The organism is Lacrimispora sp. (assembly GCF_031982545.1).
GTDB lineage: Bacteria > Bacillota > Clostridia > Lachnospirales > Lachnospiraceae > Lacrimispora.
Map to the genome: position 1 here is coordinate 368,333 of NZ_DALYXB010000001.1, position 12,974 is coordinate 381,306.

Here is a 12,974-nt window from a genome sequence, read left to right on the forward strand (position 1 = left end):
AAGCATACTCCAAAAATCTTAGAAAGGAAATGGATTTGCCTTCTTTGGGAACAAGCATGGGTGTTTTGGCATTTGTTCCACAAAAAAAACAGGGTGTTTTATCCCTGTTTCTTTTCCATAGTCAGCCTTGCTAAGGCTTCTACAATATAAACTGCCGGAATCTGAGAAGTGATATCCACCTTCATGTCTTCCATCTCTTTTCTCTCTTTTTGAATATAATAGGAAATGTTGTAATCTGAGATTCTTGCCAGCGTACTGTTCCTGCTGTTTGTAATGGATACCAGAGTACTGCTGCTCTCTTTTAATATAGAAGAATTCTCTATAATAATATTGGTCTCCCCTTCCACAGATAAAACAATAATGATACTTTCCTCCGGAAACTCCAGATTAATGGGAAACATGGGACCGTTAATCCCGGTTGAAAATATTCCGATATTGCAGAAATACCGGCTTGCATATTCCGCCATGATTCCTGAATTACCGGTTCCAATAAAAATAATCTGTCGTTTGCCTGCAATCACTCCGGCAATTGTATCCAGCTGTTTTTGAAACCCATCTGAGTTGACCCGTTCAAAAAAATCTGTGATGGAGGATAGATCAAACCGTTTTTTTACAGACCCTTTCTTTTCCTTTTCCAGCTTAAACCGCACCTTAAATTCCGAAAAACCGCTGCACATGGTTTTCCTGCAAAACCGGGTGATGGTGGTAGTAGACACATGCGCTTCCTTCGCCACCTCACGGATTGTCATATACGGTATCTTGTCACTGTTTTTTAATATATAATTGTAAACCTCGTAGTCCAGTTCCCCAAATTGTTCCATCACCTGACGGGAAAACAATGTCATAGCCTGTCACCTCTTATTAATCCTGCTTCATCTGTTTTTCTGATACCATGTAAATATTTCATGAATATGCAGCTAATATCAGTATTATAAGTCACAAGTCCCAGGTTCAGCAACCTGTTTTGTATTTTCTCAACAACTCCATTAAAAATGCTTTCTTCGAAGCGTTTACCTCAAAGAAAGCATCACTCAAAAGCTTATCTGACCTATGCAAATCCAAAATACCGTAAAAGCCCCAGATAGATTCCGTAAGCAAATCCATACTGGTCATTACGAAGCTTTTCTGCATCCGATGGATTGCTTAAATATCCAAGTTCTACTAAATTAGCGGGCATATCTGCATTCCTAAGTACATACAAAGAGGGATTTTCCCGGATTCCGTTGTTTTTGGTTCCGACCATATCGTTAATCCCGCCCATAATCTGTTCCGCCAGCCACTGCCCCTGAGTAAAATACTGATAGATGTATACTTCCGTTCCGTTAATTTCGGGATTAGGATTTAAATTGCAGTGGATACTGATAAAATAATCTGCCGGCCACTGGTTTGCCATGGCAACCCTGGCAGCCAGGCTAGTCGTATTGTTGGTACCCAGAACGGTATCCGGCTGTGGCCTTGAGACTCTCGCCTCAAACCGGGGATCACTGTTTAAGAGGTTTTGAAGGTAAATTCCCACCTGGTAATTAACTTCTGATTCCTGTAATCCATTGGCCTCTGCACCGCTGTTAAAATATCCGCTGGGATTATGCCCCTGATCAATAAATATTTTAATTGCCATCTCGCATTTCCTTTCCTGCTTCACTATAATAAATATATTCACGGAAAATGGTAAATGCTACATATTTTGGACTTTTTTGTATATTTTTGAATGTACTTTATGAATAGAGAACCTTTTCCCCATGCCTTCCAAGCCAGTATGGCAAACCGGGATATTTAATGGTTATATAATCTTCAAAACGGTCGGGGTCTTCCTGGTTACTGGAAAACATCTCATAATGGCCGGGAACCGTAAGCCCTGGTTTCATTGCTCCTGCCAGATCCACTGCTTCCTGATACGTCATGTTTCCTATTATATTGGAGCGGTAGCGTACTCCATCCCTTCCGTTAATGGGAAGAAACATCACATCTATATCTCCAAAACTTCTTAATTTGCTGTACAGTCCTTCATAAATGCAGGTATCGCCTGAATGATACAGCTTAACGCCCATTCCTTCCAGCACAACTCCTGAGTAAGGATATTGACCGGTAACCGGATCCTGATCCAGAAACTCGTGAGCAGATGCAATCCCTGTTATTTTAATACCACCTTTTAATATCTGGATTTTTCCATCATCCAGCCCCAGAAAGCGGCTTTTATCAATCATAAGATCCTCACTGAGTACAGGGATCAGCTTATCCGGCACAAGAAACAAGGCATTTGGCGAGCTGACGGAGAGCTGATGCCAGACATTCCGGTCAATGTGATCCAAATGATCATGAGTTCCGATTATGTAATCTGCATTGGTTATCTCACTGGGATCAAAGAGCGGTGCAATTCTTCTGTCAGGACGTTCCGAGAGAAATGCATCAATATAGATTGTGACCGCGCCCAGCTTTACTGCATACCCCAGCTGCCCAAGCCACCAGAACGCTGCTTGTCCTTCCCCTGGTATTGTCTCATTTATTTCTGCAATTAAGTCTTTCCCGCTTTTCGCGGTTTCCATGTACTGCTGTTTCATTTTAAATCCGCCTCCGGTTCCATGTTTTTACTTTCATAATTTATCATACCACAGATTCTTCCAGATGCAACCTGCCCATACCAGAAAATGCCGGGCTGCATCAAACAGCCCGGCAATACTATGTGCATGCTTAAGATAGATTCCGGCTATATTGCAAAAGCCTCAGTCAGCATATTTATAACTTTGCTATATTAATTGTTCTGAAATACTTCTTCTCATATTTTATCCTATGTATCATAGCTTTTCCCCGTGATGAAAAATAATGTTTTTTCCTAATCTTTTCCTGTTTTTTCTTATTACATAAGGCAATACTGACGACATTCTAAGGAGAAATAATAAAGGAGAAAACATATGATAACCTACAAAAATCTTTATGACAATGGAAACATGCTTAAGATTAATGAACGTGGCTGTGTTAAGGTATTTGAGCATCAGAAAGACTTAAGTGTTGAATCCGGCTCTGCCATCGCTTCCTATTATGCTTCCAAGATGAATATCCGAAAAAGACAGGTTTTAATTGAACTTAATGGCAATTCCTTCACCGTTCAGGCTGGTGCTATGCAGTGGACTTCCGGCTCCGTTGCCATGACTTCCGGAATAAAGGGCGTAGGCGATTTTCTGGGTAAGGCACTGGCTTCCAAGGTGACAAAAGAATCTTCTGCAAAGCCGGAATTTAAAGGCAGCGGTCTTTTGATGCTGGAGCCCACTTACAGGCACATTCTTCTGGAGGAGGTTTCTGAATGGGGAAGTATGGTGCTGGAAGACGGATTATTCCTGGCCTGTGATTCCGACATCAAGCAGAATGTAGTTGCAAGAACCACACTGACCTCAGCAGTTGCCGGTAAGGAAGGTTTCTTTAATCTCTGTCTGACCGGTCAGGGAATCGCAGTTTTAGAAAGCCCGGTGCCCAGAGAAGAGCTGATTGAATTTGAATTAAAAGACGATGAAATTAAAATTGACGGAAACATGGCAATTGCCTGGTCTAATTCCTTAAAATTCACGGTAGAACGTTCCTCCAAATCCCTGCTTGGCTCCGCAGTATCGGGGGAGGGCCTTGTCAATGTTTACCGGGGAACCGGCAAGATTCTCATGGCGCCAGTGGGTTAACCACTCTGTTATTCATTAACCCCAAACCGGATATGTCACATAACCAATGACATATCCGGTTTTTTTGATTATAAATATCGAAATAAATTTTAAAGCAATTACGGAAATAATGTCTCACTATTTCTTAATAATTCTTAAATCAGGCTATATCGCCTTGTTATTGCATCTATAAGTGCTATAATTCACTTGATTAAATCAATCAAGGAGGCATCTGTCCATGAGTTCCATACAGCAGATATTGGTGGTAGATGACGACGCAGATATCCGGGAAGTGATCCGTATACAGCTGGAGAACAAAGGCTATCTCGTTTTAGAAGCCGCTAACGGTAACGACGCGGTAAATACAGTTAGAGAAAATCCTGATATCGATCTGATTATACTGGATATCATGATGCCAGGTATGTCCGGGATTGAGGCATGTGCACAAATCCGAACCTTTCATTCCGCTCCGGTATTATTTTTAACTGCAAAATCAAAAGAAACAGATAAAAACGATGCATACGAAAACGGCGGCGATGATTATCTGGTGAAACCATTTTCCCAGGCAGAACTTTTTATGAAAATCCATTCTCTTTTAAGAAGATACGTTGTCTACAAAGGGAAATCGGAGTCTGCAGTAAATCTTTCGGAGGTCCATGTTCAGGATATCGTGATTGATACGGTAAACCACTGGGTATACCGGGAAAATCAGAAAATAGAGCTGACTGATACGGAATATCTGGTTTTAATGTATCTGGTCAAAAACAAAGGAACTGCAAAAGATGCTCAGGCCATCTATGAGGGGGTATGGAATGAAAAGTTTCTCCCTTCCTCCACCAATACCATTATGGTTCATATTTTAAAGCTGAGAAAGAAACTGGAACTGGATTTTAATAATCCGTTAATTATCCGCACCGTCTGGGGAAAGGGATATCAGATTGATGAAGGGTAAAACATTTTCCTCACTGCGTTATAAGCAGATACTTGTACTCCTGTTTGGGGCATTCTTAAGTTTCGCCGTGTATCTGATTGTGGGAACCCTGGGTGATTACATGGTTTCAAAGAAACACATGGATGAAGACTCAGTACAGAATCGGTTAAACACCTATCAGAATTCCTTTGAAAATTACGTAAGAAAAAATAAAATATCAGTAAAAGATGTAAGAGCCATCTCCAGATGGGTCAAGAATCATAAATATGTTTATTTAACCATATATAACGGGGATGAAATACTTTACGAATCCGGTTTCTGGAATGATTCCTATTCTTCCTATGAAACTGCAACCACCATTGTGGAAAGCTGCAATCAGCAGGAACGTGATATTGCCTTTACAGACGGTACCTACTCCGTTTCTATCATCGATTCTTCCCAGATTAAATGGCTGGATGTAGTGCTTTACTGTTCCTGGATTATGTTCTTTATCGTATTTTTTATTATTATCATTCTATATAACCGACGGATCATTGACCGGATTGTTCTTCTGTCAAAAGAAGTCTCTTTAATTGAACAGGGTAATTTGGAACAGCCGATATTTCATAAAGGAAATGATGAAATTTCACTTTTGGCTAGAAACGCAGATAATATGCGTCATTCCATAATCACAAGATACAAAAGTGAAAAAGATGCCTGGGAAGCAAACAGCGAGCTGATTACCTCCATGTCCCACGATATCCGCACACCCTTAACCTCTTTAATCGGGTATCTTGAGATTTTAGATTCCAAAGACTACCATTCTGAAGAGCAGCTGGAGAAATACATTAAAAACTGTAAGGAAAAGTCAATACAGCTGAAAGATTTATCTGATAAACTGTTTCAGTACTTCCTCGTATTTGGTAAGGATACTATTCCTACGAATATGGAAACCTTTGATGCAAGAATTCTGCTTCAACAGCTGTTAAGCGAACATGTATTTAACTTAAACAGCCTGGGTTTTGAAGTACAGACTGAATTTATGAATGAACCCTGCAGCATTTTCATTGATATTCAGTATCTAAAACGTCTCTTTGATAACCTGTTTTCCAATGTGAGAAAATACGCTGGTCACGGCACTCCTGTTGTAGTAAAAGGCGCCAGGGACGGTGATAACTTAATGATCAGCATTACCAATGAAATCCGCACTGACCTGGTTTTTCAGGAAAGCACTAATATCGGATTAAAGACATGCGGAAAAATTGCCGAGCAGATGGACGGGAGTTTTGAAATCCTGACTACGGAATCACGTTTTACAGCCTGCGCCACATTTCCCATAAAACCGGCATGAAAGGAAACACAATCATGAATAATATTTTAGAATATCTGGAACATTCTGCAAAAGAATTTCCTCAAAAAAAGGCAGTTATTGATCCGGAAACCAGCTGTACCTACGAAGAGCTCTATGACCGGGCAAAACGAATCGGAAGTTTTTTATCCCAGCATACTAAAACAGGAAAACCTGTTGTGGTCTTTATGGATAAGTGTGTGGAAGCGGTGACTTCATTTATGGGGATCGTCTATGCCGGCTGTTTTTATACCTTCATAAGTCCTGACCAGCCAGCTGCACGGATCAGTCAGATTCTTGATGTACTAAAAACAGATTGCATTATTTCTCTTTCATCGACAGACGAAAAACTGAAACAGCTTTCATTTAAAGGCACCATTTTAGAATATCACAAACTCATTTCTGCCCCTGCCGATCCGGAACGCTTAAAAGCTGTCAGGGAGAAATCACTGGATACTCAGCCATTGTATTGTAATTTTACTTCCGGATCTACCGGAGTTCCAAAGGGAGTTTTAGTAAGCCACCGGTCCGTCATTGACTTTATGGATTATTTCCCTGATCTGTTTGAGATTACAACCGATGATATACTTGGCAATCAGGCGCCGCTGGACTTTGATGTATCGGTAAAAGACCTCTATTCTGCCTTTAAAACCGGTGCTGCCATTGTTCTGATACCCAAAAAATATTTTTCTATTCCCACCATGCTTTTGGATTGCCTGTGTGAGTATCAGATTACAACACTGATCTGGGCTGTCTCAGCTCTGTGTATGGTGACTCAGTTAAAAGGCTTCACTTATAAAGTGCCAGAACATGTAAATAAGGTTTTATTCAGCGGTGAAGCCATGCCGGCAAGCCACCTGGCTATCTGGCAAAAGAACCTTCCAAATGCCAGATTCGTAAATCTTTACGGACCTACTGAAATCACCTGCAACTGCACGTATTATCCTGTTTTAAGAGTATTTGAACCGGAAGAAAAAATACCCATTGGAACATCATTTCCCAATGAACATGTATTCCTCCTGGGATCGGATGACAAACTTATTTCATCCGAAGGGCAAATTGGAGAAATCTGCGTGGCAGGAACCGCTCTTGCCCTGGGTTATTATAACAATCCCGAGCAGACAAAAAAAGCATTCGTTCAGAATCCTTTAAATGAATTCTATCCTGAGACCATTTACCGGACTGGAGATCTTGCTTTTTATAATAGTCACGGCGAACTTTGTTTCTCCGGACGTAAGGATTTTCAGATTAAGCACATGGGACACCGGATTGAACTGGAGGAGATTGAACTGATTTTGAACAGCTATCCGGAAATCAGCCGCGCCTGCTGTGCATTTGACAGTGAAAAAAACCGCCTTGCTGCATTTTACTGCGGGGATTTAGATAAAAAGGATTTGCAAAAACGCATGCGGGAAACACTCCCTTCCTATATGATTCCCAGCCTGTGCATTCCCGTACTTCACATCCCCGTTACTGCAAACGGTAAGATGGACAGAAAAAAATTATTGGAGATGTGTTTATGAAATCAGAAGGAAACGAATCAAAACTCAAGACTGCACTTGAAACTTATAAAACGCCATTTTATCTATTTGACACAGACATTCTTGCTGACAGAATAGCTGATATACGATCAGCACTCCCGCCGAAAACCCAGATTTGCTTTGCCATGAAGGCAAATCCGTTTTTAGTAAAGGACATGGAGATGCATGTGGATTATTTTGAAGTCTGCTCTCCCGGTGAATTTCATATCTGTGAACGGGCCGGGATTGATGAAAAACGGATTGTGATGTCAGGCGTATATAAGAAACAGGAGGATATGGAGTATGCTGTATCCAGATATAAAGATATTATCTTTACTGTGGAGTCCATGGAACACTGGAAGATTCTCACCTCCTGTGCTCTGAAAGAGAAACGGAACATCCAGGTACTGTTACGCCTCACCAGCGGAAATCAGTTTGGAATGGATGAATTATCCATCCGCCGGATTATCATGGAAAATCCCTGTGAGTACGTGGAGATTTTAGGTCTCCAGTATTTTTCAGGGACCCAGAAAAAATCAGGTGCAAAGCTTGAAAGTGAATTAATGATGCTGGACCAGCTTTGCGCAGATATACAGAATCAGTATCAGTTTACGGTACAAAAACTGGAATACGGCCCCGGCCTTCCGGTGTGCTATTTTGAAGGGGAAAAAGATGAGGAAGAAGCCATGTTTCTTGCATTATCAAACGCCATTGAGCGTCTGTCCTTTCAAGGTCAGGTTACACTGGAAATGGGGCGTTTCATCGCCGCATCCTGCGGAGTTTATGCAACCAGCGTTGTCGACTTAAAAACCAACAATGACCAGTCTTACTGCATCGTTGACGGAGGCATTCATCAACTGAACTATTATGGACAGATGCTGGCTATGAAAAAACCTTTTATCACTCATTACGGCAGCCAGGATGGCGAAGTCAGGGAATGGACCGTCTGTGGTTCTCTCTGCACTTCCAGTGATGTGCTGGTAAGGCAGTACCCGTTTAAAGACTTAAAACAGGGTGACCAACTTGTTTTTGAAAAAACAGGTGCTTACTCCGCTACAGAAGGAATGTCCATGTTCTTAAGCCGGGATCTTCCTTTGGTACTTCTTTATTCAGAACATGAGCAGTACCGGATTGCAAGAGCTTCTCTTGCAACCGAACAGTTTAATTTTTTTCATTCAGAAAGGGGATAAACATATGAACAAATTATTAGAGATTTTAAACGAGATTAACCCGGGGATTGATTATGAGACAGAGACAAGAATGATCGACGACGCTCTTTTGGATTCCTTTTCCATTCTTTCACTGATTCCTGAGCTTGAGGATGCATTTGACATTTCCATTACTCCGGCTGACATGATACCTGTTAATTTTAATTCAGCAAATGCAATTTGGAGCATGATTAACCGGCTGAAAGAGGATTAATCTATGACCTATACTTCTATCCTTTACCTGTTCCTCTTTCTTCCCGGTGTCATGCTGCTTTACCAGCTGGCACCGGAACGCCACCGGTATAAAGTTCTACTGGCGGCCAGCTGGCTGTTTTTTCTTTCCCTCAGCGGAAAATTAATTATTTACCTCCTGATCTCCACTGTTTCCATTCATCATATCGGTCTGTGGCTTTCCTCCTGTAAAAAGGATCTGGATTTAACAGGAGTATCTGCGGAAGAGAAAAAATCTCTGAAAGCAGCCTGTGCCGTCAAACGGCGGAGAATCTTGTGGCTGGGTTTGGGAATTCAGCTGGGCATGCTGGTTGTCCTGAAATATTCCGGATTTTTCAGCGATAATATCAATCACCTGTTAAAAGCAGTCTCTTATCCTAACCTGCTGCCTGCCATGAAATTTGCTCTTCCCATAGGAATATCCTTCTATACCTTACAGGCTGTTTCTTATCTGGCAGACGTATATTATGAGAAGATTCCGGCTGATGACCATCTGGGCAGACTGGCTCTTTATCTGACCTTCTTTCCCATATTAATGGAAGGTCCCGTATGCCGCTATTCCCAGACAGCCAATGCGCTGACTGAGGGTAAACCTCTGGAATACAAAAATGTGACCTACGGCTTTCAGAGAATTCTATGGGGACTGTTTAAAAAACTGATCATTGCAGACCGGTTGAATCTGCTTGTGGAGACAGTCTTTGGATCTTATAAACAATACGGGGGCATTGTGGTAATACTCGGTGCCATCCTTTATACATTTCAGCTTTACGCAGATTTTTCCGGCTGCATTGACATGACCATCGGAACCGGGGAAATCTTTGGAATTACAATTCCGGAGAACTTCAGGCAGCCATTTTTTTCCAAAAGCCCTTCCGAATTCTGGAGGCGCTGGCATATTACACTTGGTACCTGGCTGAAAGACTATGTCTTTTATCCCATATCCTTAACCGCTCCGGTAAAGAAATTCGGAAAAAAATCCAGAGCAAAATTAGGAAAGCATTTAGGGCAGGTAATTGCTTCCGCTCCGGCACTTTTTGGTGTATGGATCTGCAATGGTTTCTGGCATGGCACAGGCTGGCATTATCTGTTTTTCGGTATCTATTACTTTGTCCTGATTTTACTGGAGAACTTAACGGAACCTTATGTGATAAAAGCTGCTGAACGCTTAAAGATCAACCGAAACAATGTGTTTTACCGCATCTTCCAGTCTGTGAAGCTTTTAATCATCGTCTTCATTGGGGAATTGTTTTTCCGGGCGGAAACCATGACAGCCGGTTTATCCATGTTCCAGTCTATCTTTACAGGCTTTGACACAAAGGTACTGACGGACGGCTCTCTGTTGCAGCTTGGGCTTTCTATCGCTGATTATACAGCCGTATTTTTAGGCTTTCTGGCAGTACTGACAGTTGGTATCATTCACGAACGTGGAATTTCCATAAGAGATAAAATATCCGGATATAAGATTCCGGTACGATGGACTCTGTATTATGGTGCGATTCTACTTGTAATCGTCCTCGGTGCATACGGTGACGGATATTTACCGGCAAAACTGATCTATGCCGGATTTTAAGAGGTGACGGAATGCATGCAGGAAACAAAATCAGAACATTAACCTTTATTACCGGGCTTACGCTTCTTTTATATATCATGTCCTTTTTGTTCCTGCCAGCAAATACGGGAGCAGAAGGACTTTACAAAAAAGCCGGAGGAATCTATAAAGAGCCGAAAAATACCATCGGATATCTATCCATCGGAGACAGTGAAAGTACCACCAGCATCTCTCCCATGGAGATCTGGAATACCTACGGATATACTGGCTTTAACTGCGGTGTCCCCGCACAAAGACTTCAGGATACCTATTATCTTCTGGAAAAAGTGTTAAATAAACAGTCTCCAAAGGTTGTGCTGTTGGAGACCAATGCCTGTTTTCGGGATTTTAAATACATCAATGCACTGGAAACAATGATTGATGATAAAACAAAAAAGATATTTCCTATTTACCAGTATCATAATAACTGGAGATATTTCCATTTCTATATGTTGAAAAATTTAAGCGCTGATGTGGCAGAAAAACCATCTCCTGTATATAAGGGCTATCAATATAATAGCAACAGCAAACCTTATATGGGAGGTCCTTACACAGAAGAGACGGATGAGGTTGAGGAAATGCAGGATCAACCCTATCTGTATCTGACAAAAATCAGCGAGTTATGTAAGGAAAAAGGAATCCGGCTGGTCTTATACAGCTCTCCTTCTCCAAAATGCTGGACTTATGCTAAACATAATGCAGTAAAACAGTTTGCTGATAAAAATGACCTTGATTACATCGATCTTAACCTGTCTTCAGACCAGTTATCCATTGACTGGAACACGGATACCAGAGACGGCGGAGATCATATCAACTATTACGGAGCTAAAAAAGTTTCAGCCTATATGGGCAGTTACTTATCCGGTTTAAACCTTCTGACCGATCACCGTCAGGATCCCCGGTTTGTGTCCTGGGATAATGAGTTTAAAACCTATGAGACACAGACCATGAGAAGTTCTAAGTAAAAACTGGTCCTGCAGGCAAAAATGCTGCAGGACCTTTTGCTATTCCTAATCCTGTCTGTAGTAAGTAAGAAAATCCTTTAGTCTGCTGCATGCGGATTTTAACTGTTCCATCTCCGGTAAATAAACCACTCTGAAATGATCTGGCTTCTCCCAGTGGAAGCCGCCCCCGTGGGTAAGAAGAATTTTTTTATCTCTTAAGAAATCCAGAACAAACTTTTCATCATCATAAATTCCAAACCGTTTTATATCAATCTTAGGAAATACATAAAAAGCCGCTTTCGGTTTCGTTGCTGAAATTCCCGGAATCTGATTCAAAGCCTCATATATGTATTCTCTCTGCTCATAAATACGGCCGCCAGGCACCAGAAGTTTCTTTGTCTCCTCTTCCATCTCAAGAGCTGTCTCTATGACGGACTGGGCGGGAACATTGGAACACAGTCTCATGGAAGACAGTAAATTGATTCCTTCCACATATCCCCTTGCCGAGGATTTGTCGCCGCAAAGACTCATCCAGCCGCAGCGGTATCCTGCAATTAAATGGGACTTGGACAGACCGTTAAATGTAATCGTAAGGAGATCCGGAGCAAGAGAAGCAATGGAGGTATGAACAAGGCCGTCAAGAACCAGTCTGTCATAGATCTCATCAGCGAAAATTATGAGACCATTCTCCCGGCAGAGCTTAACGATTTCTTCCAGCAGTTCTTTGGAATAAAGGGTTCCTGTGGGATTATTAGGATTAATCACAACGATTCCCTTTGTGCGTTCTGTGATCTTGCTTTTAATATCATTGATATCCGGATACCAGTCTGAGGCTTCATCGCAGATGTAATGTACTGCAGTACCTCCTGCCAGCGTTACGGATGCGGTCCACAGCGGGTAATCCGGTGAAGGTACCAGGATTTCATCACCAGAGTCCAGAAGGCCCTGCATGGACAGAGTAATTAATTCACTGACTCCATTTCCTGTATAAACATCATCTGTTCCCACTTCCGCGATTCCTTTTTTCCGGCAATATTTTACAATTGCTTCTCTGGCAGACAGTAACCCCCTTGAATCGGAGTAGCCCTCTGTATGGACCAGATTACTGTTCATTTTCATCAGAAGCTCTTCTGGTGCCCGAAAACCAAACGGAGCAGGATTACCAATATTCAGCTTTAAAATCTCGACTCCCTGGGCGATCATTCGGTTTGCTTCGTCCATAACCGGTCCCCTGATGTCGTAACACACATAATCCAGTTTTTTTGATTTTTCAAATTTTCTCATAATAATTTCCCTCTTTCCTGATTTTTGCATAAAAAAAGGCCCCAAGCGTTCATACGCTTAGGGCGAATATACAATCCGTGTTACCACCTAAATTCAGAGAATCCTCTGCACTCTATACGGTACTGACATACCGCGTCCCTGTAACGTGGGAATTCCGTTGAAGCCTACTAGGGAATCTTCCCGTTGGGTTCAAAGCTCCGAGACTGCTTCCATATACTTCAATAAAGGTTCACACCAACCACCTTCTCTCTGAAATTCTCCGTATACGTACTATTCCTCTTCATTGCCTTTTCACTA

The 12,974-nt window shown here is 41.8% G+C and carries 12 protein-coding genes and 1 other annotated feature; of the genes, 8 read left to right on the forward strand and 4 right to left on the reverse strand.

Annotated features, from left to right (window positions below):
* Positions 1-98 precede the first annotated feature (98 nt).
* The 3 genes from ABS301_RS01740 to ABS301_RS01750 form a co-directional block, all read right to left on the reverse strand.
* On the reverse strand, positions 99-845 hold the full coding sequence (locus ABS301_RS01740; protein ID WP_349670543.1) for a MurR/RpiR family transcriptional regulator: 747 nt from the start codon (positions 843-845) through the stop codon (positions 99-101).
* A gap of 203 nt (positions 846-1,048) precedes the next feature.
* Positions 1,049-1,618: an N-acetylmuramoyl-L-alanine amidase family protein gene (locus tag ABS301_RS01745; protein ID WP_349667615.1), complete on the reverse strand. Its 570-nt coding sequence runs from the start codon at positions 1,616-1,618 to the stop codon at positions 1,049-1,051.
* Between the two features lie 97 nt (positions 1,619-1,715).
* The gene (locus ABS301_RS01750; RefSeq protein WP_349670544.1) at positions 1,716-2,558 is read right to left on the reverse strand and encodes an MBL fold metallo-hydrolase; all 843 of its coding nucleotides are present in this window, start codon (positions 2,556-2,558) and stop codon (positions 1,716-1,718) included.
* Between the two features lie 351 nt (positions 2,559-2,909).
* Between ABS301_RS01750 and ABS301_RS01755 the strand changes: the two genes are divergently transcribed.
* From ABS301_RS01755 to ABS301_RS01790, 8 genes are all read left to right on the forward strand, one after another.
* Complete coding sequence (locus ABS301_RS01755; protein WP_349670545.1) at positions 2,910-3,665, forward strand: AIM24 family protein; 756 nt, start codon at positions 2,910-2,912, stop codon at positions 3,663-3,665.
* A gap of 217 nt (positions 3,666-3,882) precedes the next feature.
* On the forward strand, positions 3,883-4,596 hold the full coding sequence (locus ABS301_RS01760) for a response regulator transcription factor (RefSeq protein ID WP_349670546.1): 714 nt from the start codon (positions 3,883-3,885) through the stop codon (positions 4,594-4,596).
* Positions 4,586-5,905, forward strand: a complete 1,320-nt coding sequence (locus ABS301_RS01765) for a HAMP domain-containing sensor histidine kinase (protein WP_349670547.1) — start codon at positions 4,586-4,588, stop codon at positions 5,903-5,905. The genes ABS301_RS01760 and ABS301_RS01765 overlap by 11 nt, the downstream gene beginning before the upstream one ends.
* 11 nt (positions 5,906-5,916) lie before the next feature.
* Positions 5,917-7,425: an amino acid adenylation domain-containing protein gene (locus tag ABS301_RS01770; protein ID WP_349670894.1), complete on the forward strand. Its 1,509-nt coding sequence runs from the start codon at positions 5,917-5,919 to the stop codon at positions 7,423-7,425.
* Positions 7,422-8,612, forward strand: a complete 1,191-nt coding sequence (locus ABS301_RS01775; RefSeq protein ID WP_349670548.1) for a diaminopimelate decarboxylase family protein — start codon at positions 7,422-7,424, stop codon at positions 8,610-8,612. The genes ABS301_RS01770 and ABS301_RS01775 overlap by 4 nt, the downstream gene beginning before the upstream one ends.
* 4 nt (positions 8,613-8,616) lie before the next feature.
* Positions 8,617-8,844: an acyl carrier protein gene (locus tag ABS301_RS01780; protein ID WP_349670549.1), complete on the forward strand. Its 228-nt coding sequence runs from the start codon at positions 8,617-8,619 to the stop codon at positions 8,842-8,844.
* Between the two features lie 3 nt (positions 8,845-8,847).
* Entirely contained in the window at positions 8,848-10,431 is a 1,584-nt protein-coding gene (locus ABS301_RS01785; RefSeq protein WP_349670550.1) for an MBOAT family O-acyltransferase, read from the forward strand.
* Positions 10,432-10,442: 11 nt separating this feature from the next.
* Positions 10,443-11,414 carry a hypothetical protein gene (locus ABS301_RS01790; protein WP_349670551.1) on the forward strand — a complete coding sequence of 324 codons (972 nt, stop codon included), beginning with the start codon at positions 10,443-10,445 and terminating at the stop codon, positions 11,412-11,414.
* 45 nt (positions 11,415-11,459) lie between these two features.
* On the opposite strand, the gene ABS301_RS01795 is transcribed toward ABS301_RS01790, so the two are convergent.
* Positions 11,460-12,677: an aminotransferase class I/II-fold pyridoxal phosphate-dependent enzyme gene (locus ABS301_RS01795; protein ID WP_349670552.1), complete on the reverse strand. Its 1,218-nt coding sequence runs from the start codon at positions 12,675-12,677 to the stop codon at positions 11,460-11,462.
* A 55-nt stretch (positions 12,678-12,732) separates the two neighbouring features.
* Positions 12,733-12,970: a binding site (T-box leader), on the reverse strand.
* Positions 12,971-12,974: the final 4 nt, after the last annotated feature.

What these genes read in the sequence shown, in the direction of transcription:
- ABS301_RS01740 (WP_349670543.1), bottom strand. Translation starts at nt 845, where the DNA reads ATGACATTGTTTTCCCGTCAGGTGATGGAACAATTTGGGGAACTGGAC.
- ABS301_RS01745 (WP_349667615.1), bottom strand. Translation starts at nt 1,618, where the DNA reads ATGGCAATTAAAATATTTATTGATCAGGGGCATAATCCCAGCGGATAT.
- ABS301_RS01750 (WP_349670544.1), bottom strand. Translation starts at nt 2,558, where the DNA reads ATGAAACAGCAGTACATGGAAACCGCGAAAAGCGGGAAAGACTTAATT.
- ABS301_RS01755 (WP_349670545.1), top strand. Translation starts at nt 2,910, where the DNA reads ATGATAACCTACAAAAATCTTTATGACAATGGAAACATGCTTAAGATT.
- ABS301_RS01760 (WP_349670546.1), top strand. Translation starts at nt 3,883, where the DNA reads ATGAGTTCCATACAGCAGATATTGGTGGTAGATGACGACGCAGATATC.
- ABS301_RS01765 (WP_349670547.1), top strand. Translation starts at nt 4,586, where the DNA reads ATGAAGGGTAAAACATTTTCCTCACTGCGTTATAAGCAGATACTTGTA.
- ABS301_RS01775 (WP_349670548.1), top strand. Translation starts at nt 7,422, where the DNA reads ATGAAATCAGAAGGAAACGAATCAAAACTCAAGACTGCACTTGAAACT.
- ABS301_RS01780 (WP_349670549.1), top strand. Translation starts at nt 8,617, where the DNA reads ATGAACAAATTATTAGAGATTTTAAACGAGATTAACCCGGGGATTGAT.
- ABS301_RS01785 (WP_349670550.1), top strand. Translation starts at nt 8,848, where the DNA reads ATGACCTATACTTCTATCCTTTACCTGTTCCTCTTTCTTCCCGGTGTC.
- ABS301_RS01790 (WP_349670551.1), top strand. Translation starts at nt 10,443, where the DNA reads ATGCATGCAGGAAACAAAATCAGAACATTAACCTTTATTACCGGGCTT.
- ABS301_RS01795 (WP_349670552.1), bottom strand. Translation starts at nt 12,677, where the DNA reads ATGAGAAAATTTGAAAAATCAAAAAAACTGGATTATGTGTGTTACGAC.